Origin of the sequence: Sphingomonas sp. PP-CC-3A-396, from assembly GCF_004343105.1 — a bacterium.
In the GTDB taxonomy this organism is placed as follows: domain Bacteria; phylum Pseudomonadota; class Alphaproteobacteria; order Sphingomonadales; family Sphingomonadaceae; genus Sphingomonas.
This window is the reverse complement of record NZ_SLYF01000001.1, coordinates 413,493-438,533: the sequence shown is the minus strand read 5'-3', so window position 1 is coordinate 438,533 and position 25,041 is coordinate 413,493. Positions and strand designations below refer to the sequence as shown.

At 66.2% G+C, this 25,041-nt stretch carries 19 protein-coding genes; 14 read left to right on the top strand and 5 right to left on the bottom strand.

Annotated features, from left to right (window positions below):
- Positions 1-145: 145 nt before the first annotated feature.
- The 3 genes from C8J40_RS01985 to C8J40_RS01975 are packed head-to-tail and all read right to left on the bottom strand — an operon-like array spanning position 146 to position 6,255.
- The gene (locus C8J40_RS01985; protein WP_132895556.1) at positions 146-1,735 is read right to left on the bottom strand and encodes an efflux transporter outer membrane subunit; all 1,590 of its coding nucleotides are present in this window, start codon (positions 1,733-1,735) and stop codon (positions 146-148) included.
- Positions 1,732-5,010 carry an efflux RND transporter permease subunit gene (locus C8J40_RS01980; RefSeq protein ID WP_132895555.1) on the bottom strand — a complete coding sequence of 1,093 codons (3,279 nt, stop codon included), beginning with the start codon at positions 5,008-5,010 and terminating at the stop codon, positions 1,732-1,734. Before C8J40_RS01980 ends, C8J40_RS01985 begins: the two co-directional genes overlap by 4 nt.
- Positions 5,011-5,016: 6 nt before the next feature.
- Positions 5,017-6,255 carry an efflux RND transporter periplasmic adaptor subunit gene (locus C8J40_RS01975; protein ID WP_132895834.1) on the bottom strand — a complete coding sequence of 413 codons (1,239 nt, stop codon included), beginning with the start codon at positions 6,253-6,255 and terminating at the stop codon, positions 5,017-5,019.
- Between the two features lie 545 nt (positions 6,256-6,800).
- Here C8J40_RS01975 and rpiA point away from each other — a divergent pair.
- From rpiA to C8J40_RS01900, 14 genes are all read left to right on the top strand, one after another.
- Positions 6,801-7,475: a ribose-5-phosphate isomerase RpiA gene (rpiA, locus tag C8J40_RS01970; RefSeq protein WP_132895554.1), complete on the top strand. Its 675-nt coding sequence runs from the start codon at positions 6,801-6,803 to the stop codon at positions 7,473-7,475.
- Positions 7,476-7,544: 69 nt separating this feature from the next.
- On the top strand, positions 7,545-9,635 hold the full coding sequence (tkt, locus tag C8J40_RS01965; RefSeq protein ID WP_132895553.1) for a transketolase: 2,091 nt from the start codon (positions 7,545-7,547) through the stop codon (positions 9,633-9,635).
- The gene (gene tal / locus C8J40_RS01960) at positions 9,635-10,759 is read left to right on the top strand and encodes a transaldolase (RefSeq protein WP_132895552.1); all 1,125 of its coding nucleotides are present in this window, start codon (positions 9,635-9,637) and stop codon (positions 10,757-10,759) included. Before tkt ends, tal begins: the two co-directional genes overlap by 1 nt.
- A gap of 128 nt (positions 10,760-10,887) precedes the next feature.
- Positions 10,888-11,871, top strand: a complete 984-nt coding sequence (gnd, locus tag C8J40_RS01950; RefSeq protein WP_132895550.1) for a phosphogluconate dehydrogenase (NAD(+)-dependent, decarboxylating) — start codon at positions 10,888-10,890, stop codon at positions 11,869-11,871.
- 8 nt (positions 11,872-11,879) lie between these two features.
- On the top strand, positions 11,880-12,692 hold the full coding sequence (locus C8J40_RS01945) for a Cof-type HAD-IIB family hydrolase (RefSeq protein ID WP_207901121.1): 813 nt from the start codon (positions 11,880-11,882) through the stop codon (positions 12,690-12,692).
- The gene (locus C8J40_RS01940) at positions 12,689-13,432 is read left to right on the top strand and encodes an HAD-IIB family hydrolase (protein WP_060527242.1); all 744 of its coding nucleotides are present in this window, start codon (positions 12,689-12,691) and stop codon (positions 13,430-13,432) included. Before C8J40_RS01945 ends, C8J40_RS01940 begins: the two co-directional genes overlap by 4 nt.
- 4 nt (positions 13,433-13,436) lie before the next feature.
- Positions 13,437-13,904, top strand: a complete 468-nt coding sequence (locus C8J40_RS01935; RefSeq protein ID WP_132895548.1) for a GreA/GreB family elongation factor — start codon at positions 13,437-13,439, stop codon at positions 13,902-13,904.
- On the top strand, positions 13,904-14,086 hold the full coding sequence (locus tag C8J40_RS01930) for a hypothetical protein (RefSeq protein ID WP_055881387.1): 183 nt from the start codon (positions 13,904-13,906) through the stop codon (positions 14,084-14,086). Before C8J40_RS01935 ends, C8J40_RS01930 begins: the two co-directional genes overlap by 1 nt.
- A 526-nt stretch (positions 14,087-14,612) precedes the next feature.
- The gene (locus tag C8J40_RS01925; protein WP_277983432.1) at positions 14,613-15,785 is read left to right on the top strand and encodes an NAD(P)/FAD-dependent oxidoreductase; all 1,173 of its coding nucleotides are present in this window, start codon (positions 14,613-14,615) and stop codon (positions 15,783-15,785) included.
- 57 nt (positions 15,786-15,842) lie between these two features.
- Positions 15,843-17,612 carry a DEAD/DEAH box helicase gene (locus tag C8J40_RS01920; protein ID WP_132895547.1) on the top strand — a complete coding sequence of 590 codons (1,770 nt, stop codon included), beginning with the start codon at positions 15,843-15,845 and terminating at the stop codon, positions 17,610-17,612.
- A 297-nt stretch (positions 17,613-17,909) separates the two neighbouring features.
- Positions 17,910-18,380 carry a YaiI/YqxD family protein gene (locus C8J40_RS01915; RefSeq protein ID WP_132895546.1) on the top strand — a complete coding sequence of 157 codons (471 nt, stop codon included), beginning with the start codon at positions 17,910-17,912 and terminating at the stop codon, positions 18,378-18,380.
- 229 nt (positions 18,381-18,609) lie between these two features.
- Complete coding sequence (locus tag C8J40_RS01910; protein ID WP_132895832.1) at positions 18,610-19,902, top strand: Hsp70 family protein; 1,293 nt, start codon at positions 18,610-18,612, stop codon at positions 19,900-19,902.
- Complete coding sequence (locus C8J40_RS01905; protein WP_132895545.1) at positions 19,899-20,561, top strand: hypothetical protein; 663 nt, start codon at positions 19,899-19,901, stop codon at positions 20,559-20,561. The genes C8J40_RS01910 and C8J40_RS01905 overlap by 4 nt, the downstream gene beginning before the upstream one ends.
- Complete coding sequence (locus tag C8J40_RS01900) at positions 20,558-21,616, top strand: AbrB family transcriptional regulator (protein ID WP_132895544.1); 1,059 nt, start codon at positions 20,558-20,560, stop codon at positions 21,614-21,616. Before C8J40_RS01905 ends, C8J40_RS01900 begins: the two co-directional genes overlap by 4 nt.
- Positions 21,617-21,740: 124 nt before the next feature.
- Here the strand turns inward: C8J40_RS01900 and C8J40_RS01895 are convergent, their stop codons facing one another.
- Together C8J40_RS01895 and C8J40_RS01890 are read right to left on the bottom strand one after the other, a co-directional pair.
- A complete protein-coding gene (locus tag C8J40_RS01895) occupies positions 21,741-23,066 on the bottom strand; it encodes a sigma-54 dependent transcriptional regulator (RefSeq protein WP_132895543.1) in 1,326 nt (441 codons plus the stop codon).
- Positions 23,063-24,820 carry an ATP-binding protein gene (locus C8J40_RS01890; RefSeq protein ID WP_207901120.1) on the bottom strand — a complete coding sequence of 586 codons (1,758 nt, stop codon included), beginning with the start codon at positions 24,818-24,820 and terminating at the stop codon, positions 23,063-23,065. The genes C8J40_RS01895 and C8J40_RS01890 overlap by 4 nt, the downstream gene beginning before the upstream one ends.
- Positions 24,821-25,041: the final 221 nt, after the last annotated feature.

Sequence of the window (25,041 nt, the reverse complement as noted above, 5' to 3'; positions counted from 1 at the left end):
GTGGAGGGGTAGCGGCGTGTTTGAAGTTGCGGCGCCGACCTACACCTGTCCGTCACCCCAGCGAAAGCTGGGGTATCCCGCTTGGGTTGCGACGCCCGCCTAATGGGAGATCCCAGCTTTCGCTGGGATGACGGGTTGGGCGGCCTCAGTTCGTCTCCGCCCTCGGCGCGCCGCTCATCGTCACCGGTTGTGGTCCGCCTGCGGTGGCCTCCAGCGTCGAATCCCCGCCCAGCACCCGGTAGAGCGTCACGCGGTTGCTCGCGCCGACGAGCTGCGTCGCGACGAGGTTACGCTGCGCGGTATAGAGCGAGCGTTGCGCATCGAGCGAGTTCAGGAAGGTGTCGATCCCCCCGCGATAGCGCGCGTCCGAAAGGCGATACGTGTCCAGAGCCGCCTCCGAGAAGTTCTGGTTCGCCTTCAGCTGGTCGGCGATCGTGCCCTGCCGTGCGAGCGCGTCGGCAGTCTCTTGGAACGCGGTCTGGATCGTCTTCTCGTAGGTCGCAAGCGCGGCGTCGCGTTGCGCCTTCGAATAGGCGACCCCGGCGATACCGGCGCCGGCGCGGAAGATCGGGTAGCTGACCGAAGGCGCGACCGAATAGTTGAACGCGCCGCCGCTGAACAGCGAGGTCAGCGACGTGCTGGCGAACCCGAGGATGCCGGTCAGCGAGATCTTCGGGAACAGTTCCGCGCGGGCTGCGCCGATCTCGGCGTTGGTGGCGCGGAGTTGATATTCGGATTCGACGACGTCTGGACGACGCAGAAGGATGCTGCTGTCGAGCCCGGCCGGGAGCGTGGCGACGGTCGGCAGGGCCTGTTCGATCGAGGCGGGCAACAGGCTGGCGTCGACCGGCGCACCGACGAGCAATTGCAGCGCGTTGACGTCCTGCGCAAGCGCGGTGCGTTGCTGCGCGAGGTCGGACTGCGCGGTGAACAGGATCTGCTGCGCCTGGCGAAGATCGGTGCGCGGGGCCACGCCGCCGCGCAGTCGCGCGTTGGTCAGCGTGACGCTCCGCTGCGAACTCGTCACCGTGTCCTGCGCGATCTTGAGCAGGCTCTGGTCCGACGCGTAGGTGAGCCACGCGTCGGCGATGTCGCCAACGAGTGTCAGGCGGGTGGCGCGCGCGGCGGCTTCGGTCGCGAAATAGCGATCGAGCGCGGCGCTGGTGAGCGAGCGGATGCGACCGAACAGGTCGAGCTCGAACGCGGTCGTGCCGAGGTCCACCGAGAACGAACTGTTCGAGCTGGAGGAACTGACCACCGACCCGGTCGAACCGGTGCCCGTTCCGACGCCGCCCGTGCCCATGCCAGTGCCGCCGGTCCCAGTACCCGTTCCGCCGGTACCGGTGCCTGTCCCACTACCCGTGCCGCTCGTGACGGTGTTGCGCGTGCCGTTGCCGCCGCCCGAATAGGTATAGCGGCCACTGGCATCGACCTGCGGCAATAGGTCGGCGCGCTGGATGCGGTATTGCGCGCGGGTCGACGCGATGTTGGCGGCGGCGACGCGGAGATCGCGGTTGTTGGCGAGCGCCTGGACGATGATCTGCTGAAGCCGCGGGTCCTTGAAGACGTCGCGGTAGGTGATCGCGGGCAGCGCTGCCTCGGATTGCCGCAGATACGCGTCGCCGACCGGAAGCGACGGCGGCACCGGGAGTTCGGTGCGCGCGTATTTGGGCGCGAGCGAGCAGCCCGCGAGCGCGGTCGAGGCGGCGAGGATAAGGACTAGCGAGCGCATCATGCGGGCTCCGGCCGGTGAGGGCCCTGTGGTTCGGGTGGTCCGAGCGGTTCGTTATGATCGCCGTCAGATCCGTGGTCGTCATGGCCCTGGAAGCCGGTCGGCTTGCCGCGCAGCTTGGCGATGCCGTCGCGCGCGCCGCGGCGGACGAGGACGAAGAACAGCGGGATGTAGAAGATCGCGAGGATCGTCGCGGTCAGCATGCCGCCGACCACCGCCGTCCCAATCGCGATCCGGCTGTTCGCGCCCGCGCCGGTCGAGAGGGCCAGCGGCAACACGCCGAGGATGAACGCGAACGACGTCATCAGGATCGGGCGCAACCGGATCTTCGCCGCGGACAGGGCCGCCTCGATGACTCGCTTGCCCTTCTTCTCCTCCTGCTCGGCGAACTCGATCATCAGGATCGCGTTCTTCGCGGCCAGGCCCATCGTCGTCAGCAGGCCGATCTGGAGATACACGTCGTTGATGAGGCCCCTCAGCGTCACCGCGAGGATCGCGCCGACGAGGCCCAACGGGATGACGAGCAGCACCGCGATCGGGATCGACCAGCTCTCGTACAGTGCGGCGAGGCACAGGAACACGACCAGCAGCGACAGCCCGTAGAGGATCGGCGCCTGACCCGAGGACAGGCGTTCCTGATACGACAGGCCCGACCAGGCGACCGACGTGCCGGGGATCTGCCCCGCAAGCTCGGCGATCCGGTTCATCGCGTCGCCCGAGCTGACGCCGGTCGCGCCCGATCCCTGGATCTCGTACGAGGCGATACCGTTGAAGCGCGACAGCGTCGTCGGTGCCTGGCCCCAGCTGGTCTTCGCGAACGACGAGAACGGCGCCATCTGGCCATTCGATCCGCGCACGAACCACTGGCTCAGGTCGGACGGCTGCGCACGGAACTGCGCGTCGCCCTGGACATAGACACGCTTGACGCGGCCGCGGTCGATGAAGTCGTTAACGTACTGCCCGCCCCAGGCGGTGGACAGCGTCGAGTTCACGTTGGCCTGCGTGAGGCCGAGCGTCGACAGCTTCTGCTGGTCGGCATCGACACGCAACGTGGCGACGTCGGGCAGTTCGGTCAGGCGGATCGCGGTCAGCGACGAATCGGCGCGGGCGAGCGCGAGCAGCTTGTCGCGCGCGGCGTTGAACTCGACCTGGCTGAGCCCACCGGCGTTCTGCAACTCCATCGTGAAGCCGTTCGACGAACCGAGACCGCGCACCGCCGGGGGCACGAGCGAATAGACCTGTGCGTCGCGGAACCCGGCGAATGCCTTCGAGGCGCGACCGGTGATCGCGTCGGCGGTGTTTTCCTTGCCCTTGCGATCGTCCCACGGTGCGAACGCGATGAAGCCCTGGCCCGTGTTCTGGCCGCTCGCGCCGCCACCGCCGCCACCGCTGACGGTGAACATCGTGCGGACGTTGGCCTTCTCGTTGGTGTAGTAATATTGCTCGATCTGCTTCTGCAGCGCGAAGGTGCGACCTTGCGTGGCGCCGGCGGGAAGCTGGAACTGGACGATGCCCGAGCCCTGGTCCTCGGTCGGCAGGAAGCCTGTCGGCAGTCGCAGGAACAGCACCGCGAGCACCGCGACGATCACCGCGTAAATGAGCAGGAACAACCACTTGCGGTCGATCACCGACTGCACGGCATTGGTGTATTTCTGCGTGCCCTTCTCGAACCCGCTGTTGAACTTGTCGCCGGCACGCGTGAAGACATGCGCCACCTTCGGGAATTTGCGTTCGCCCCAGCTTTTCTCGTGATTGCCCTCGGCGTCCTTCTGCTTCTGCTTGAGCAGCGTCGCGGTGAGCGCGGGGGAGAGGATCAGCGCGACCAGCACCGAGAGGACCATCGCCGACACCATCGTCAGCGAGAACTGGCGGTAGATTACGCCGGTCGAGCCGCCGAAGAACGCCATTGGCAGGAATACCGCGGACAGCACGAGCGCGATCGCGACCAGCGCGACGGTGATCTCGTTCATCGACTCGATCGTCGCCTCCCGAGGCGTCATCTCGGGATGTTCCTCCATCAGGCGCTCGACGTTCTCGACCACGACGATCGCGTCGTCGACCAACAGGCCGATCGCGAGCACCAGCCCGAACAGCGTCAACGTATTGATCGAGAACCCGGCAAGATAGAACACGCCGAACGTGCCGAGCAGCACGACCGGGACCGCGATCGTCGGGATCAGCGTCGCGCGCCAGCTCTGCAGGAACACGAACATGACGATGACGACGAGGATGACGGCCTCGATCAGCGTCTTCACGACCTCGTCGATCGACAGCTTGATGAAGTCGGTGGTGTCGTTGGCGTAGGCGAATTTCAGGCCGGGCGGGAAGCTTTTGGCGGACTTGGCGACGAACGCCTTGACCAGTTCGGCGGTCTTGAGCGCGTCGGCGCCCGGCGCGAGCAGCACCGCGATACCGGCGCCGGGATGCGCGTTGACGCGGCTGCGTGCGTTGTAGTTCTCCGCGCCCAGCTCGATCCGGGCGACGTCGCGCAGCTTGACCACCGCACTGTCGTTGGTGGTCTTCAGGATGATGTTGGCGAACTGCTCGGGCGTCTGGAGGCGCGACTGCGCGGTGACGGTCGCGTTGAGCATCTGCGTGTCGGGCTGGGGTTGCCCGCCGAGCTCGCCGGCCGCGACTTCGGTGTTCTGCGCCTGGATCGCGGTGGTCACGTCGCTCGGGATAAGCTGGTAGCTGGCGAGCTTGTTCGGGTTCAGCCAGATCCGCATCGCGTATTGCGCGCCGAACACGTTGCTGTCGCCGATGCCCGGAATACGGCCGAGCGGGTCCTGCAGGTTCGAGACGAGATAGTCTGAGACGTCCTGGTTGGTCAGCTTGTCGGTCTCGTCATAGACGCCGACGATCAGCAAATTGTCCGGGTTCGATTTCCGCACCACGAGGCCCTGCTGCTGCACCTGCGTGGGGAGGCGGGACAGCGTCTGCTGGACCTGGTTCTGGACCTGGACCTGCGCGATGTCGGGATCGGTGCCCTTCTCGAACGTCACGGTGATCGTCACCGAACCGCGCGACGACGAGGACGAACTGAAATAGATCAGCCCGTCGATGCCCGTCAGCGATTGCTCGACGACTTGCGTGACGCTGTTCTGGATGGTCTGTGCGTTGGCACCCGGGAAGGTGGCGCGGACGGTCACCTGCGGCGGCGCGACGTCGGGATATTGCGCGATGGGCAGGCTCATGATCGCGCCGATGCCGCCAAGCATCACGATGATCGCGAGCACCCAGGCGAAGATCGGGCGATCGATGAAGACACGGGATAACATAAGGGCTTAGCCGGCCTTTTTCTGGCTGGAGTCGCCACCGGATGAGTCATCTTTGGGCGCTTCGATCTTTTGCGCGGTGTTTTCGGGCACCGGCTTCACGCCCTGGTTCGGCGCGATCTTCGACAGGCCTTGGGTGATGATCCGGTCGCCGGGGTTGAGCCCGCTGGTGACCACCCAGAACGCGCCCTGCGTGCGGTCCGCCTTGATCTTCTTCTGCACCGCCTTGTTGTTCGCATCGACGACGTAGACCGTCGCATTGCCCTTCGCGTCGCGCGAGACGCCTGCCTGCGGCACTAGGAACGCGCGCTGATTGATCGCCTGTGCGAACTTCGCCTGGACGAACATGCCGGGCAGCATCAGCCCCTGCGGATTGGGGAAGCGGGCGCGGAGCGTCACGGTGCCGGTCTCGGTATTGACCAAGGCTTCGGCGAACTCGACGGTGCCGGTGGCGCCGTATTCGCTGCCGTCCTCGAGCGTCAGGCGGACTTCGGCGCGGGTGGCGACGATGCCGTTCTGGCCGAGCGAGCGGCGGAGCGCGAGCAGGTCGCCCGACGATTGCTGGATGTCGACGAACATCGGATCGAGTCGCTGGATCTGCGCGAGCGGATCGGTCTGCGTCGCGGAGACGAGCGCGCCGACGGTGAACAGCGAGCGGCCGATGCGCCCGGTGATCGGTGCGGGGACGGTGGTGAACTTGAGGTTGATCTGCGCGGTTTCCAGCGCGGCGCGGGTCTGCGCGACCGAGGCGGTGGCCTGGCGCGAGGTGGCGACCGCGTTGGTGTAGTCCTGCTTGCTGATCGCCTCCATCTCGGCGAGCGGCTTGTAGCGCTGGGCGAGGATGGTCTGCGCCTGCTGGTTGGCGCGTGCGCTTTGGAGGTTGGCCTGGGCTTCGTTGGCGGCGGCGCGATAGAGGCGCGGGTCGATCTCGTAGAGCGGCTGGCCCTTCTTGACGAGCGTACCCTCGGTAAAGAAGCGGCGGCGGATGATGCCGGTGACCTGCGGGCGGACGTCCGAGCTTTCGAACGCGGTGGTGCGGCCGCTGAGTTCGGTGGTCATCGCGACGCTGGTCGGCTGGACGACGACATAGCCGACGGTTGGCGTGCCCTGGCCCGGTTGGCCACCGCGGCCTGCCTTGCCTTGGGCCTCCTTGTTCTGAGAGGCGTCGTCGCCGCCGGAGCAGGCCGCGAGCGCCAGTGCGGGCACCAGCAGAATGGCGCACCGCCGCGCAGAAATTCGTGTGGCTATCAAGTTTGGTAATCCGCGATCATGTGTTGGTCGGGCTAAACCACGAGGATGTACCAGAAGTATGTCAGTTGAAAAGCGGGGGTGTAAAATAGGGAAGAAAGAGTAACCTGTTTGATTGGTTGCAGGTGTTTGAGGGTGGAGCGCTCGGATGTAGAAAGCTTGTTTCCCCGCGAAGGCGGGGATCCAGACTGGGCTCCCGCCTTCGCGGGAGAACAAGGAGGGGCGTAAATCCCGCAATCCCGCGCGCTACCCTGATACCCACCGTACCCCCCAAAGCCACCGACCACCCCGGCGAAGGCCGGGGCCCAATTGGAAAGGTCGTGGTAACGAGGGACCGCGCTTCGTTAGCAACGTTCCCCAATTGGGCCCCGGCCTTCGCCGGGGTGGTGGGTGGGTGAGGGGCTCGCCCCCTTGCGCACATCCCGTCATCCTGACGAAAGTCAGGATCCAGAGTTGCGAGGGGATCGTTTGTGGCTCTGGGTCCTGACTTTCGTCAGGATGACGGTTGGTTCGTTATTGCGATGGATGTTTTCGGGGCGGCTGAGATGATCGATGACGACAAGAAGGCCGCGGCTGCTGCTGCGGTGGCGGAAGTTCGGGACGGGATGCTGGTCGGACTCGGCACCGGATCCACTGCGGCGTTCGCAATCCAGGCGCTCGGCGATCGCGTGGCTCAAGGTCTGCAGATCCGCGCGGTCGTCACCTCCGAAGCTTCCGGCAAGCTCGCCCGCGAACTCGACATCGAGATCCTCGACTTCGCCAGCATCGCCCATGTCGACCTCACGATCGACGGCGCGGACGAGATCGACTTCCGCTGTTTCGCGGTCAAGGGCGCAGGCGGGGCGATGCTGCGGGAGAAGATCGTCGCCGCAAGCTCGGCACGGATGGTCGTGATCGCGGATAGCTCCAAGCGTGTCGACCGGATCGGCGCCGCCAAGCTGCCGGTCGAGGTGCTCCCCTTTGCCATCGCCTACGTCATGCGCGCCCTCACCGACATCGGCGCCGCGCCTGTCATCCGCGACAACTACCGGACGGACCAAGGCAATCTCGTTATCGACTGCCACTTCGCGACCCTCGAAGACCCCCGCGCAACCGCCGCGACGCTGTCCGCGATCCCCGGTATTCTCGGCCACGGGCTGTTCCTCGACGAGGTCGATGCCGCGTATATTGCTACCGATGGCGTCGTTACGCGACTGGAACGGACGGGTGCATCCGACTAAAGGCATCCTATGTTGGCAACCAGATCGGATGCGCGGCGTTCGGTCACCGTCTAGAGCGAGGCTTCTTCCATGACCGATACCGCAACCGCCCCCACCAAGGCGGACCCCAAGCTGCACGAGGACGGCTCCCCCGAGCGTCTGGCGATCGATACCATCCGTACGCTGTCGATGGACGCGGTGCAGAAGGCCAATTCGGGCCACCCCGGCACGCCGATGGCGCTCGCGCCGGTCGGCTACACGCTCTGGTCGAAGTTCCTGCGCTATGATCCCAAGCACGCCGACTGGCCCAACCGCGACCGCTTCGTGCTGTCGGTCGGCCATGCGTCGATGCTGCTCTATTCGCTGATCCACCTCGCCAAGATCGAGGAGATCGACGCCGAGGGTAACAAGACCGGCAAGGAGGCCGTCAGCCTCGCCGATATCGAGCAGTTCCGCCAGCTGTCGTCGAAGACTCCCGGCCACCCCGAATACCGTCATACGACCGGCGTCGAGACCACGACCGGGCCGCTCGGCCAGGGTTGCGGCAATTCGGTCGGCATGGCGATCGCCGAACGCTGGCTTGCGGCGCGCTACAACAAGGACGGCTTCACGCTGTTCGACCATGACGTCTACACGATCTGTGGCGACGGCGACATGATGGAGGGCGTTTCCGCCGAGGCGGCGAGCCTCGCCGGCCACCTCAAGCTCAGCAACCTCTGCTGGATCTACGACAGCAACCACATTTCGATCGAGGGCGCGACCGATCTCGCGTTCGACGAGGATGTCGGCCTGCGCTTCGACGCGTATGGCTGGAACGTCATCCACATCGACGACGCGAACGACACCGCCGCACTGAGCCGTGCGATCGAGACGTTCAAGGCGACCAGCGACAAGCCGACCTTCATCGTCGTGCATTCGGTGATCGGTTACGGCAGCCCCAAGGCGGGCAGCGAGAAGGCGCACGGCGAGCCGCTCGGCGAGGAGAATATCCGCCTCACCAAGCAGGCTTACGGCTGGCCCGAGGACAAGTCGTTCTACGTACCCGATGGCGTGATCGAGCATTTCAACGGGGCGATCGCCGAGCGTGGCGCCAAGCTGCGTGACGAGTGGGTTGCGCTGACCGACAAGTATCGCGGCGCCTATCCCGAGTTGTCCGCCGAGCTCGACCTGCTGCTCAAGGATGAGCTGCCCGAGGGCTGGGATGCCGACATCCCGACCTTCGAGGCGGATGCCAAGGGCGTCGCCAGCCGCGATTCCGGCGGCAAGGTGCTCAACGCGATCGCGGCGAAGGTGCCGTGGCTGATTGGTGGTTCGGCGGATCTCGCGCCGTCGACCAAGACCGACATCAAGGGCCAGCCTTCGTTCGAGGCGGAGAATTACGCCGGCCGCAACTTCCACTTCGGCATCCGCGAACATGGCATGGGCGCGATCGTCAACGGCATGGCGCTGTCGCATCTGCGTTCGTACGGCTCCACCTTCCTCGTGTTCGCCGACTACATGCGCGCGCCGGTGCGCCTGTCGGCTATCATGGAGGTCGGCGCGATCTGGGTGTTCACGCACGACTCGATCGGTGTCGGCGAGGACGGCCCGACGCACCAGCCGATCGAGCATCTCGCCACGCTGCGCGCGATCCCCGGTCTCGACACGATCCGTCCGAGCGACGCGAACGAGGTCGTTGCGGCCTGGAAGGCGGTCCTGAAGGACGCCAGCACGCCGGCCGCGCTGATCATGTCGCGCCAGGCTCTGCCGACGCTCGACCGGACCAAGTATGCGAGCGCCGACGGGCTCGAAAAGGGTGGCTATGTGCTGGCTGACAGCGACGGCACGCCCGACGTGATCCTGATCGCGACCGGCAGCGAAGTGTCGCTGGTCGTCGAGGCGCACGAGAAGCTGACTGCGGACGGCGTGAAGAGCCGGGTCGTGTCGATGCCGAGCTGGTATCGCTACGAATTGCAGGACGCAGCGTACAAGGAAAGCGTGCTGCCGCGCGAAGTGCGGGCGCGCGTTGCGGTCGAGATGGCCGGGTCGATCGGTTGGGACCGCTATGTCGGGCTCGACGGCGCGACCGTGACGATGTCGACGTTCGGGGCTTCGGCACCGCTCGCCAAGCTGCAGGACAAGTTCGGGTTCACCGTCGACAATGTCGTCAAGGTCGCCCGCCAAGTGATGGAGACCAAGTGATGGGTGCGCTCAACGATCTCGAAGGCTTCGGCCAGGCGGTATGGCTCGATTTCGTCGACCGGAAGTTCCTGGAGGCCGGTGGTCTCCAGAAGCTGGTGGACGAGGACGGCCTGACCGGCGTCACGTCGAACCCGTCGATCTTCGAGAAGGCGATGGGTCACGGCGATGCCTATGACTCGACGCTCGCCGAATATGACAAGCAGCATGCCGGCGCGGCGACGATCGACCGCTACGAGCATCTCGCGATCCAGGACATCAAGGCGGCGGCGGAGACGTTGAAGCCGGTCTACGACAAGCTCGATGCGAAGGACGGCTATGTCAGCCTGGAGGTGTCGCCGTACATCTCGGACGATACCGACGCGACGATCGCGGAGGCGAAGAAGCTGTGGGCTGCGGTCGATCGGCCGAACCTGATGATCAAGATCCCGGGGACGCTTGCGGGCGGTCCGGCGATCTCGTCGACGATCGCGAGCGGGATCAACGTCAACGTCACGCTGCTGTTCGCGCTCGACGCCTATATCCGCGTCGCCGAGGCGTATGCGGCGGGTCTGGAAGAGCGCGTTAAGCAGGGGCAGCCGATCGACAAGATCGCCAGCGTCGCGAGCTTCTTCGTCAGCCGGATCGATTCGTCGATCGACAAGGAGATCGATGCGCGTCTGGAGAAGGGCGATGCCGAGGCCGACGCGCTGAAGGCAGTGCGCGGCAAGGTCGCGATCGCCAACGCAAAGATGGCGTATCAATGGTATCTCGACTTCCTGAAGTCGGATCGCTGGCAGGCGCTCGCCGCCAGGGGTGCGCAGCCGCAGCGTCTGCTGTGGGCGTCGACCGGCGTGAAGGATCCGAGCTATCCCGACACGCTGTATATCGACACGCTGATCGGCAAGGACACGGTCAACACGATGCCGCCGAAGACGATGGACGCGTTCCGCGACCACGGCACTGCGGCGGAGACGATCACGCAGGACGTCGAGGGCGCGAAGCATACGCTAGCGGAAGCCGAGCGCTTGGGTCTCGACCTCAATGGCGTGACCGGCAAGCTGGTCGAAGAGGGCGTCGCGTCGTTCGTGAAGGCGTTCGACGACCTGCTCGGCTCGATCGCGAAGAAGCAGCCCGCGACGGCGTAACAAACTGCTCCCTCTCCCCTCCGGGGAGAGGGCTGGGGTGAGGGGCTGCCACATGCGCCTCCGCCTGGAACTGCCCCTCACCCCGACCCTCTCCCCGGAGGGGAGAGGGAGAAGACAAGGATTTTACCATGAAGATCGGACTGATCGGCCTCGGCCGGATGGGCGGCAACATCGCGCGCCGGTTGATGAAGAACGGCCACGAGGTCGTCGCGTTCGACCGCGATGCCGAAGCCGTGAAGAAGCTCGCCGCCGACGGCGCGATCGGCGCGGATTCGCTCGACGACATGCACGCCAAGCTCGACACCCCGGCGATCTGGTGGGTGATGGTCCCCGCGGGCGAGCCGACCGAGAGCACCGTCCAGGCGATCGCCGCGAAGTCGAATTCGGGCGATATCATCATCGACGGCGGCAACAGCTTCTACAAGGACGACGTCCGCCGCGCGAAGGAACTGGCCGAGAAGGGCATCCACTATGTCGATGTCGGCACGTCCGGCGGCGTGTGGGGCCTCGAGCGCGGCTATTGCATGATGATCGGTGGCGACAAGGAAACGGTCGACCTGCTCGATCCGATCTTCGAAACGCTCGCGCCGGGCATGGGAATGATCGTTCGCACGCCGGGCCGCGTCGAGGGGCAAGCCGATCCGCGCGCCGAGAAGGGCTATATCCACGCAGGCCCCTCGGGCGCGGGCCACTTCGTCAAGATGGTCCATAACGGCATCGAATACGGCTTGATGCAGGCCTATGCGGAGGGCTTCGACATCCTCAAGGGCAAGTCGGGCGAGCATGTCGTCGAGGAGGAGCGCTTCGACATCAATCTGACTGACGTCGCCGAAGTCTGGCGTCGCGGCAGCGTGATCTCGTCGTGGCTGCTCGACCTGTCGGCGATCGCGCTGGCGAAGGACGGCACGCTCGAAGGCTTCAGCGGCAGCGTCGCGGACTCGGGCGAAGGCCAGTGGACGATCGATGCGGCGATGGAGGAGAAGGTGCCGGCCAACGTGCTGAGCGCGGCGCTGTATGCGCGCTATCGCAGTCGTGTGGACCACACGTTCGGCGACAAGCTGTTGTCGGCGATGCGCTATGGCTTTGGCGGGCATGTCGAGATGCCCCAGTGAGCGGTGGCATGAGCGGTATCAAGCTGCTGGTTTCCGATGTCGACGGCACGCTCGTCGACAAGGAGAAGAAGGTCACGCCCGCGACCGTCGATGCGGTCAAGCGGTTGAAGGCGGCCGGCCTTGGCTTCACGATCATCAGCGCACGGCCGCGGTCGGGGATGATGCCGATCGCCGAGTTGCTCGGCATCGACGAGCCGATGGGCGCGTTCAACGGCGGGATCGTCTTCAAGCGCGACGGTACCGTGATCGAGCACCACATGATCGACGTCGATGTCGTCCGCGGCGCGATGGAGATCATCGGTGACGCGCCGGTCGACACGTGGTTCTTCGCAGGCGACGTCTGGTATGCCAGCACCGACCAGGGCGGGCATGTTGGCAGCGAGAAGAAGGCCTCCGCGCAGGACCCGGTGATCGTCTCCGACTTCACCGACCTGCTAGCCAAGGCCGACAAGGTGACGTTCGTCAGCGATGACGAGGATTTGTTGCGCGACCTGCACGCGAAGGTCGCCGCCAAGTTCGATACGCAGGCGACGATCGTTCAGTCGCAGACCTATTATCTCGACATCACGCCGGTGGCCGGCAACAAGGGCAGCGGGATCGAGGAACTGGCGGACGCGTTCGGCATCTCGCTGACCGAGACCGCGGCGATCGGCGATCAGGCCAACGACATCGCGATGCTCAAGCGCGCCAAGCTGGCGATCGCGATGGGCAACGCACCGCAAGCCGTCCGCGACGTCGCGCACGAGATTACCAGCGCGAACGATGCCGACGGCGTCGCGCACGCGATCGACACCTTTATCCTTACTGGAGTTTCCGCATGAAAGAGTTGGTTGCCTTCGACCTCGATGGAACGCTGGCCGAGAGCAAGCAGCCCTTGCAGGAGCCGATGGGCGAAGCGCTGGCGAACCTGCTCGACGTCGCGCATGTCGCGGTGATCTCGGGCGGCGACTGGCCGCAATTCGAAAAGCAGGTCGCGTCGCGCCTGCCCGAGCGTGCCGACCGCACCAAGCTGTGGCTGATGCCGACGACGGGGACCAAGCTGTACCGGTTCGATGGCGAATGGCGCGCGGTATATGCCGAGCTGTTCGAGGACGACGAGAAGCAGAAGATTCTCAAGGCGTTCGACGAGTCGCTCGAGGCTACCGGGTTCGTGCCGGAGAAGACCTGGGGCGAGCGGATCGAGGATCGTGGTAGCCAGATCACGTTCTCCGCGCTTGGCCAGGAAGCACCGATCGATGCCAAGCATAGCTGGGACCCCGACTTCGCCAAGCGCAAGGTCATCCAGGCCGATCTGCAAAAGCGGCTGCCGGGGCTGTCGATCAACATGGGCGGCGCGACCTCGATCGATATCACGCGTGAGGGTGTCGACAAGGCGTATGGCCTGAAGAAGCTCAACGAGGCGAGCGGCATCGCGCTCGACAAGATGATGTTCATCGGCGACGCGATCTTCCCGGGCGGGAATGATTATCCGGCGGAGCAGCTTGGGCTGGACGTCGTGAAGGTGAAGAACGTCGACGGCACGCTGGCGGCGATCGCCGGGATCGTCGCGTGCCTGAAGTGATCTTGTGAGCGTCGCCTTCCGTCGCGAGAGTGACGAGGAACATCTCGAGCCGAAGTTCGAACAGCCGATCGCGCCGGGGCCCAATCTGGTCACGGCGCGGGGGCTGCGGTTGATCGGCGAGCGGGTGGTGGCGATCGAGGCTGCGGTCGCGGCTGAGGCGGACGAGGAGGCCCGGAAGGTTCTGTTGCGCGACTTGCGGTACTGGCACACGCGGCAGACGACCGCCGAAATCGCGCCTTCGCCGGAAGAAGACGAGGTCGGGATCGGCTCGCGCGTTCGGGTTCGGATGAACGGGGCGGAGCGGGTTATTTCGATTGTCGGTGGTGACGAGGCGGAGCCCGGCGAGGACCGGCTGGCGTTCTCGGCACCTCTGGCGCGTGCACTGATGGGCGCGGCGGTTGGTGAGACGGTCGCGTTTGCGGACAAGGCGGACGCGATCGAGGTGCTGGCGATCGACAAGGATGACGGCTGATGGCTGAGGCGAAATTCGAACGGCATCGTCAGGCTTGGACGCAGGACGAGATTCAGAAGCTTCATACGCTGGCGAAGAAGGGCATGGCGCTGAAGGCGATCGCCAAGGCGCTGACGCGGAGCGAGGAGTCGGTCAAGGTTCGGGCGAAGGAAGACTCGCTGAATATCGCCAAGCTGCGGTGAGGTGACGAAGAGCCCTCTCCCCTCCGGGGAGAGGGTTGGGTGAGGGGCTGTTCCGGGCGTGCGCTGCTTGGCTACCCCTCACCCCGACCCTCTCCCCGAAGGGGAGAGGGAGCAGAAGAGGCGTTATCGTGCTCCTCCACGCCGTCGGAGGCTTCCGCGCCCCCGCATGGCGTGACTTCGAACGGCACTACCGCGAGAGACATTGCCGAGATAGACACCACCCCCGCCCGAATGGCACCACCCCGGCGGAGGCCGGGGCCCAATTGGAAAGGTCGGAGTAACGACGCGCGACCTGCGTCATCGCCGTCCCCCAATTGGGCCCCGGCCTTCGCCGGGGTGGTGATAGTGTTGGCGCGGGTGTGGCCGACGGATATGCGGGTTACCGCCTATGTAGCCACTCCCGAACACGCTACAGCGACCACCCTTTCTTGTTCTCCCGCGAAGGCTGGAGCCCAGTCTGGGCCCCGCCTTCGCGGGGAAACATTCTTAATTGGCGGTTGCTGACCGAAGCCGCACGGAGCCACACTTGTCCGAATACGACGCGATAATCCTCGGCGCAGGCGCAGCCGGCCTCATGTGCGCCGCCGTCGCCGGCCAGCGCGGGCGAAAAATCCTGCTCGTCGATCATGCGGAGCAGGCGGGGAAGAAAATCCTGATCTCCGGCGGCGGGCGGTGCAATTTCACCAACGTGCACACCGCCGCCGACCGCTACATCTCCGCCAACCCGCATTTCGCCAAGTCCGCGCTCGGCCGCTACACCGCGCAGGATTTCATCGCGCTCGTCGACTCCTACGGCATCGCCTGGCACGAGAAGACGCTCGGGCAACTCTTCTGCGACGGCTCCGCGAAGCAGATCGTCGAGATGCTGCTCGATGAATGCGACAAGGGGCGGGTCGACCTGTCGCTTGGTCGCGCGGTCACGGGCGTTGAACATGCAGACGGTCAATACCGCGTATCGCTCGACGGCCGCACCGTCACCGCCCCCGCGCTGGTCATCGCCACCGGAGGCCCGTCGATCCCGAAGATGGGCGCAACCGGGTTCGCCTATGACCTCGCGCGGCAGTTCGGGCTGAAGGTGGTCGAACCACGCCCCGCACTCGTCCCGCTGACGCTGGGCGGTGACGAAATCCTGTTCCGCGAATTGTCCGGAGTCGCTGCCGACGTCGTCGCTACCGCCGGCAAGACCGCGTTCCGTGAGGCTGCGCTATTCACGCACCGAGGCCTGTCCGGCCCTGCGATCCTCCAAGCATCGTCCTATTGGCGCAACGGCCAGCCCGTCGGGATCGATTTTCTCCCCGATCGCGAGTCCGGCTGGCTCCCCGCCGCCAAGCGTACCACGCCGCGCGCGACTCTCCGGAAACTGCTCGGAAGCACGCTCCCGGACCGACTCGCGGAGACTTTGAGCGAGCGTTTGGGCATGACGAGCGAGATTTCCACGCTCACCGATCGCAAGCTCCAGGATGCCGAGCGGGCGCTAAGTCATTGGCAATTCACGCCAAATGGCTCAGAAGGCTATGCCAAAGCCGAGGTCACCGCGGGCGGAATCAGCACCGCGGACCTCTCTTCGCAAACAATGCAAGCCAAACGCGTACCAATGTTGTATGCGGTCGGCGAAGCGGTCGATGTCACAGGGTGGCTCGGCGGCTACAACTTCCAATGGGCATGGGCGAGCGGGTGGGCCGCGGGCCAAGTCCTGTAGGGACCACCACGCCAGTGCTTTGCCGTAGCGTCAAGCCGGCCACCAATTAGGACGTACATGCCTTTTACAAATATTCCGTCGCTTCTCTCCGAGGCGCTCGAAGCGCGCGGCTATACCGCGCTCACCCCCGTCCAAGCTCATGTGATCGAGGACAATGCGATCGGTCGCGATCTCGTCGTGTCGGCGCAGACCGGCTCGGGCAAGACCGTCGCGTTCGGCCTGGCGATGGCCGGCGAACTGCTCGGTGAAGCCGGCGAGGACGGCGTCCAGCGCCTGCCCGCGCCGCACAAGCCGCTCGTGCTCTGCATCGCGCCGACTCGCGAGCTCGCGCTCCAGGTCAGCCGCGAGCTGATGTGGCTCTATGCCAAGGCCGGTGCGCGCATCTCGACCTGCGTCGGCGGCATGGACGCCTCGAAGGAGCGTCGTTCGCTCGCCCACGGCGCGCACATCGTCGTTGGTACGCCGGGCCGTCTGCGCGATCACCTCGAGCGTGGCGCGCTCGACCTGTCGGCGCTGAAGGTCGCGGTGCTCGACGAAGCCGACGAGATGCTCGACATGGGCTTCCGCGAAGACCTCGAGCAGATCCTCGATGCGTCGCCGGAAGCGCGCCGTACGCTGCTGTTCTCGGCGACGATGCCGCGGCCGATCGTCGCGCTCGCCAAGCGTTACCAGAAGGATGCGCTGCGGATTTCGACCGTCGGCGAGGATCGCGGTCATGGCGATATCTCGTACCAGGCCGTCACGGTCTCGCCGTCCGAGATCGAGCACGCGGTGATCAACCTGCTGCGCTTCCACGAGGCGGAGACGGCGATGCTGTTCTGCGCGACTCGCGACAACGTGCGTCACCTGCATGCCAGCCTGGTCGAGCGTGGCTTTGCCGCCGTCGCGCTGTCGGGCGAGCATTCGCAGAACGAGCGTAACGCGGCGCTTCAGGCTTTGCGTGACCGTCGTGCGCGTGTCTGCGTCGCGACCGACGTTGCGGCTCGCGGTATCGATCTGCCGACGCTGAGCCTCGTCGTGCACGTCGAGCTGCCGCGCGATGCCGAGACGCTCCAGCATCGCTCGGGTCGTACCGGTCGTGCAGGCAAGAAGGGCACTGCCGTCCTGATCGTGCCGTTCCCGCGTCGCCGTCGCGTCGAGATGATGCTCCGTGGTGCCAAGATCAACGCGGAGTGGGTCAACGCCCCCACCGCGGAGGACATCCGCAAGAACGATCACGAGCGCTTGATCGGCATGCTGTTGCAGCCGGTCGAGGTCGAGGAAGAGGATCGCGCACTCGCCGTCCGCCTGATGGCCGAGAAGACGCCTGAGGATATCGCCGCCGCGCTGGTGCACATGCACCGTGCGACGATGCCGCAGGCCGAGGACCTGATCGACCAGAGCAAGCAGCCGACTCAGGACGAGCGCTCGCAGGGGCCGCGCGCGGGCTTCGAGGACACCGTCTGGTTCCGGATGGATATCGGTCGTCGCCAGAACGCCGATCCGCGCTGGATCCTGCCGCTGATCTGCCGTCGTGGGCACATCACCAAGTCGGAGATAGGCGCGATCCGGATTGGGCCGAACGAGACGGCTTTCGAAATTCCGCGCGCGGTGGCGTCGCGGTTCTCGGCGGCGATCCAGCGCACGGCGCAGGCTGGCGAAGAAGAGAGCGGCGTCGCGATCGAGGCGATGCAGGGCGCGCCGGAGAGCGGTGCGCGGCATGACGGCGGTGGCGGTGGTCGCAGCAACGCGAGCGGTCCCCGCTCGACGCTGCACCGTGCGGCCCCGCGTGGCGGTCCGGCTCCGGCGCGGAAGCCTCCGTACCGTGGTAACCGCGACCGGACCTGAGGGATCGGGTTGGCGAACCGAGCTTACTAAGTCTCGAATTCCCCTCCCGCCGTCCAACCCCAAACCCAAACCCAAACCCAAACCCAAACCCAAACCCGTCACCCCAGCGAAAGCTGGGGTATCCCACGTGGCTCGCGACACGCGCCAAACAGGGAGATCCCAGCTTCCGCTGGGATGACGGAATTGGGGTGGCGGTACTCTTTGGATGTGCGGCGGCGGGCAACGGGCCTGGAACGACGGATTTAGCGCGCTGAATAAGGATACGGGGATGGCCGGCATTCGATCGCGAGGGTTCAGGTGACTGCCGACACCCCCACCACACTCCGCATCCTCGTCGACGCCGACGCGTGCCCCGTCAAAGACGAGATCTACAAGGTCGCGTGGCGCCACGAAGTCCCCGTGACGATCGTCGCCAACAGCCATTTCCGCATCCCCGTCCACCCGCTGATCTCCCGCGTGGTGGTCAGCGACGGATTCGACGCCGCCGACGACTGGATCGCGGAACAGGCCGATGCGAACTCGGTCGTGATCACCGCGGACATCCTGCTCGCCGATCGCTGCGTGAAGGCCGGCGCGACCGTGCTGGCCAACACCGGCAAGCCGTTCACCACCAGTTCGATCGGCGGCGCAATCGCGACGCGCGCGATCATGGCTGACCTGCGCGCCGGTGGCGACATCATCGGCGGGCCGGCGCCGTTTTCGAAGACCGATCGGTCGAGCTTCCTGTCGGCGCTCGATGCGGCACTGGTGCGGTTGAAGCGCCTCTAAGGTCGCATGCCGATCCTCCCCTATGAGGGGAGGTGGCAGGCCGCAGGCCTGACGGAGGGGTAGCCCGGCATCGAGAACGCGATACCCCTCCGTCTGGCAAGCGCCAGCCACCTCCCCTTGCAGGGGAGGATCTAGATAGGGTTTACCGCCCGCCGAAGCACGCACGGGGTTGCCATCCTGCACTCCGCATCGCCATAGGCGCGCGTTCATACAAGGACGACGCATGCAGATGGACGCTGGCGGCCCCGCGCTGGGGCTGGATTTCGGCACGACCAACAGCGTCGTGGCACTTGGGACCAAAGACGGTACCCCGGAACTCGTGACGTTCGCCGCCCCTGCCGAAACGAGTCCGGTATTCCGTTCGGCGCTCTGTTTCTGGCAGGACGACAGCGGCAAGGGGCTCGCGTCGGATGCGGGGCCGTGGGCGATCGCCGAATATATGGACTACCCGCTCGACAGCCGGTTCATCCAGTCGTTCAAGTCGGTCGCGGCGATGAAGACGTTCGAGCAGGCCTCGGTCTTCGACAAGCGCTATCGCTTCGAGGAGATGGGCCAGCTGTTCCTCGAAAAGCTGATCGCGCACGCTGGCGGCAAGCTTGACACGCGGCCGCACCGGATCGTCGTCGGCCGGCCGGTAGAATATGCCGGTGCGCGACCTGACGAGGCGCTCGCCCGCACACGCTATGACGCGATGTTCAAAGGTTTCGGCGCGGAGATCCATTACGTCTATGAACCGCTCGGCGCGGCCTACAGCTATGCGACGCGGTTGACCGAGCCGGCGACGATCCTTGTGGCGGATTTCGGTGGCGGTACGAGCGACTTTTCGGTGGTGCGCGTTGCCGAGCCGGGGGCGGCGCGGCGGTGTATGCCGCTCGGGCATGCAGGCGTCGGGATCGCGGGCGACCGGTTCGATTACCGGATCCTCGACCGGCTGGTGCTGCCGATGCTGGGCAAGGGCGGCGCCTACAAGTCGTTCGGCAAGGAACTGGAGATTCCGCGCGCGTATTTCGCCGATTTCGCGGACTGGTCCAGGCTCGCGCTGATGCGCAACCGCAAGACGATGACCGAACTGGAGCGGTTGCAGAAGACCGCCGTGGATCCCGACGCGATCGGGCGGATGATCGCGGTGATCGAGAACGAGCTGGGGTACCCGCTGTACGATGCGGTCGGCTCGCTCAAGCGTGCGCTGTCGAGCGGCGAGGATGCGCATTTCCACTTTGCGGGCGCGGGGCTTGAGATCGAGGCGGATGTGACGCGCGCGCAGTTCGAGGGCTGGATCGCCGACGACGTCGTGCGGATCGAGGCGGCGGTCGACCGGGCTTTGGAGGTGGCGAACGTCAGCGGAAGCGAGATCGACCGGGTGTTCCTGACCGGCGGATCGTCGCTGATCCCGCGCATCCGCCGGATATTCGTCGAGCGGTTCGGCGAGGCGGCGATCATGAGCGGCGGCGAACTGACGTCGATTGCGCATGGCCTCGCGCTGATCGGCGAGCAGGACGATATCGCGGCTTGGTCGGCATGATCCCACGTGTGCTTCTCGGGACGGCGCAGGTGCCGGGTGGGGGTGAGCTCCGGTTGCTCCAGCGTGGTGCCGAGTTCTCGATCATGCTCGGCGCGAACGAGTTGATGAACAGCCGGCTTAGCGGGTCGGAAGAGGCGCTGGCGGAGCAGGCTTGCGATCGGATCGGTGGGCGGCCCGGCGTGCGGATGCTGATCGGTGGGCTTGGGATGGGGTTTACGCTTCGTGCGGCGCTGGCCCGGCTTGGGCCTGACGCGGAGGTGGCGGTTGCGGAGATCGTGCCGGCGGTGATCGAATGGGCGCGGGGGCCTATGGCAGCGCTGCACGGGGACAGTCTGACCGATCCGCGGACCCGGGTTTTCGAGGGCGACGTCGCCGCGGCAATCGGCGAGGGTGATTGGGACGCGATCCTGCTCGACGTCGACAACGGGCCCGACGGCATTTCGCGGCCGGGTAACGATCGGCTTTACGGGGCGCGGGGATTGTCTTTGGCGCGAGCGGCTTTGCGGTTGGGCGGGGTGCTTGCCGTGTGGTCGTCGGCACCGAGCAAGCCGTTCGCCACACGCCTTGCCGAAGCCGGTTTTGCAGTCGACGAAGTGATCGCGCGGGCGACGCGGAAGGGCGGCGCGCGGCACACGATCTGGTTCGCTACCAAGCCATGATCTGGCGGTGGGCCGTCTTGATCGCGCTGTCGGCGGTGATCGCGGGGCTGCTGGAGATGGTCGGGCTGCCCGCCGGGTTGCTGCTCGGGCCGATGGTTGCGGCGGTCGTGCTGGCGGTGCGCGGGTGGTCGCTGAGCGTGCCGACGTCGGCGTTTCGGGGCGCACAGGCGGCGGTCGGGACGCTGATCGCGGGGTCGATCACGACCGGGATCGTCGCGACGGTGGCGGATCACTGGCCGGTGTTCCTGATGGTCAATTTCGTCACGCTCGCGGCCAGCAGCGTGCTTGGCTACCTGCTGAGCCGGTGGCAGGTGTTGCCGGGGACCGTCGCGGTGTGGGGATCGACGCCGGGTGCTGCGAGCGCGATGGTGTTGATGGCGCAGGCGTACGGCGCGGACTCGCGGCTGGTCGCGGTGATGACGTACACGCGGGTCGTGAGCGTGGCGGTGGTCGCGTCGGTGTTGGCGGCGGTAATGGTCGGGGGCGGGAGCGGGCATCATGTTGCCGCGACGTGGTTTGCGGCGGTCGATCCGGTTGCCGTGCTGCGGACGATCGCGATTGCCGGTGTTGGTGCGAGCGTTGGCGTCGTGCTGAAGCTTCCCGCCGGCGCCTTGCTGGGGTCGCTGGTCGCGGGGGCGGCGCTCAATATTACTGGGGTCGCGCAGCCTGTGTTGCCGCAGTGGCTGCTCGCGATCAGCTATGCGGTGGTCGGGTGGCGGATCGGACTGTCGTTCACGCGCGATACGCTGCGGGTGGCGGGCAAGGCGATGCCGCGGATACTGCTGTCGGTGGCGCTGCTGATCGCGTTCTGCGGCGGGATTGCGGCGGTTTTGACACGGTGGTGGGGGATCGATCCGGTTACCGCATATCTGGCGACGAGTCCTGGCGGGATGGACTCGGTCGCAATCATTGCGGCGTCGAGTCCGGTCGATGTGCCGTTCGTAATGGCGCTTCAGGTGTTGCGGTTTCTGGGGGTGTTGCTGATCGGGCCGCCGCTCGCGAAGTTCGTGGCGACGCGGCAGGGCGGTGTGCCGCCGCCGGTCATCCCGACTTAGATTGATCCTCCCCTGCAAGGGGAGGTGGCGCGAAGCGACGGAGGGGTATCGCGCTATCGGGAGCGGATCACCCCTCCGTCAGCGCTTCGCGCTGCCACCTCCCCTTGCAGGGGAGTATCTGCGGTCAGCCCTTGGTCGGACGATACGCCTCCACGTCGATGTCGTGGCGCTTGAGCTTGTCGTAGAACGTCTTTCGCGGGATGCCGAGTGCGGCTAGCGCCGAGCGGACATCGCCGCTGACCTGTTGGAGCACGGCACGGATCGTCGCTTCCTCGAACTTGTCGACGCGGGCGGGGAGAGGGATGTCGCTGTCTTCGTCGGCCGCTTCTTCCGCCTCGACTCGGAGCACGAGACGCTTGGCGAGGTTGTCGAGTTCGCGGACATTGCCGGGCCAGTCGTGCTGGCCGAGATAGGCGAGCGTCGCGGTGTCCACTGTCGGCACCTCACGGCCGAACCGTTCCGCCGCCTGGTGGAGCAAGTGGCCGAACAGCAGCGGTATGTCGTCGCGGCGTTCCCTCAGCGGCGGGATGCGCAGGCGTACCGCATCGAGGCGGAAGAGGAGGTCGGCGCGGAAGCGGCCGTCCTCGACCGCCTGTTCGAGGCCGGGTTTGGCCGCTGCGATCACGCGCAGGTCGAGTGCACGCGGCAGGTTGCCGCCGACCGGCATCACCTCACGTTCTTCGAGCACGCGGAGCAGTTTCGCCTGGAAGGCCGGCAGCGTGCTCTCGATTTCGTCGAGGAACAGCGTGCCGCGGTTCGAGGCCTCGATCCGGCCGGTGCGCGGCAGGCGGGAGTCGCCGTCGTGGCCGAACAGCTCGATTTCCGCGACGGCCTCGGGCAGCGCGGCGCAGTTGACTGCCACGAAGGGCCGTGACCGTCGGTTGCTCCAGCGGTGGAGCAGGACGGCGACGAGTTCCTTGCCGGTGCCGGTCTCCCCCTCGATCAGAACGTCGATGTCGGCCTGCGCGATCTGGCGCATGGTTTCGCGGAGGCGGACCATCACCGGGGTTTCGCCGATCAGTGGCTCGGCGCCGATCGTTTCCTCTGCAGCGGCGCGGAGTCGGCGGTTGTCGAGGACGAGGCGGCGCATTTCCAGTGCACGCCGCGCGCCGGCGATCAAATGGTCCGTCGCGAACGGTTTCGGGATGAAGTCGAACGCGCCGTTCTTGAGCGCGGCGACCGCCATCGCGACGTCACCGTGGCCGGTCATCAGCAGCACCGGGATCTCATGGTCGATCGCGGCGATCCGGCGGAAGAGTTCGAGGCCGTCCATCTTCGGCATGCGGATGTCGGACACCACCGCGCCATCGAACCCGGCGGTCACGCGGGCCAGCGCGACGGTCGGGTCGCGCTCGGCGATCACCGCGATGCCCGCGAGTTCGAACGATTGCTCGAGCGCACCGCGCAACACGTCGTCGTCGTCGACGAGCAAGACGGCTTGCTCGCTCATGCCTTCACCAGGATCATACGGAAAATGGCGCCTTCGGGTGCTGGGATGAGGTCGAGCGTGCCGCCGAACTCGGTCATGATGTCTCGCGCGATGCCGAGGCCGAGGCCGAGGCCGTCCTTCTTGCTCGTCGCGAACGGGGTGAAGAGGTGGTCGGCGATGTCGGCTTCGATGCCGGGGCCGTTGTCGGCGACGGTCAGCACGACGTCGCGGCCTTTACGCCCGACCGTGACGCTGACGCGGGCATCGCGGCGGTCGGCGACCGCGTCGAGGGCGTTCTGGAGGAGATTGACCAGCACCTGCTCCAGGCGGACGCGGCCGGCGATCACCGTCAGTCGCGCCTCGGGGCCATTCGGCAGGTCGAGCATGACCCCCTTCGCGCGGAAGCGGTCTCCGATCAGCAGGCGGACGCCGTCGATCGCCTCGTCTAGCGCCACCGGGCCGATCGAGCCTGCGCCGCGCCGGGCATAGCGCCTCAACCCAGCGGTGATGGTGCCGATCCGGCTGGTGAGATCGACGATCGACTGGAGGTTGGTCGCCGCACGCGCGGGTTCTCCGCGGTCGAGGAAGGCAGCGGCGTTGTCGGCGAAGGTGCGGATCGCGGCGACCGGCTGATTGATCTCGTGCGCGACGCTGGCGGTGATCGTGCCGATCGAGCCGACGCGGTTGGCATGCGCCAGTTCCTCGCGCGCCTGGCGGAAACGCTGGTCGGACGCCTCGCGCTGCTCCACCTCGATCTGGAGACGGTCGGCGGTCGCGCGGAGTTCGGCGGTGCGGCGCGCGACCTCTGCTTCGAGTTCTGCGCGCGCGCCAACGTTGCGCTTGCGCCGCTCGTACAGCCACCACGCGCCGAGCATCGTCGCGATCGTCAGCATTGCGGCGATCGCGGTGGCCCAGCGCGTGCGTGCGGCGGCGGTGCGCAAGGCAGCGTCGAGCGGCTCCATATGCACCAGCCGCCAGCCGGAGATCGGTACCGGCAACGACACCGTGATCGCAGGCGATCCTTCGGGTAGCCGTGAAACCCCGTCGGCTAGCGTGAGTGGGGCGGGGGCCAGTGGCGATGACCCGAACTGGCGCGTCTCGACCAGCTCGGCGCGACGCGAAGGCGAGAGTGGGCGGGTGGTCCTAAATTCGAGCTTCGGATCGCTGGAGATCAGGATGACGCCGTCGGGATCGGTGACGAAGGTCGCCATCCGGTCCTGGATCCACGCGCGCGCGATCTTCTCGAACTCGACCTTGACCACGACCACGCCGAGCGGTCGACCGGCGCGGTCGATCCGCCGTGACAGGTACAGGCCGGGTCGCCCGCTGACGCTGCCGAGTGCGAAGAACTCGGTCGCGCCCGACGCCATCGCCTTGGTGAAATATTCGCGGAACCGATAGTCGTGGCCGAGGAAGCTGTCGGGCCGGGCGGCGTTCGACGCGGCGATCGTCATACCCTGCGTGTCGAGTGCGTAGATCACGGGGGCGCCGGTGCGCTCCGCCAGCATCGCCAACTTTTCGTTGAGCGCACGGTCGACTCGTCCTGATGCGAGCGCGGCGCGCATCGCGGGATATTCGCCGAGCATGACTGGGAGCAGGCGATAGGTCTGCAACTCGGCTTCGAGCAGGCGGAGGTTGCTGCGGGTCTGCTGTACCGCGCGCATCCGCACGCTCGCGGTCACGTCCGCCACCGCGCGCGGGCCATAGATCGAGGCGACTCCGGCGACGATCACACCGAGTGCTGCAAACGCCAGCAGCACCGCCAGCGCGGTCATGAAAAGAGGGGATCGGAGCCGCGCCATTTGTGCGGATTATCACACACGAACGGGGTTCGTCATCACTCAAAAACGGCATTTCCCGCACATCTGAAAAGTCGGTATGCCGACAAAGCACGCAAAACCAACGTTTTATACCGAATGCGACCTAGTCTTGTAGTCCCCGGTCCGGCCCGGCATTACCGTCGCCATAACGTCCCGTGGCAGTGGACGAGAGTTTC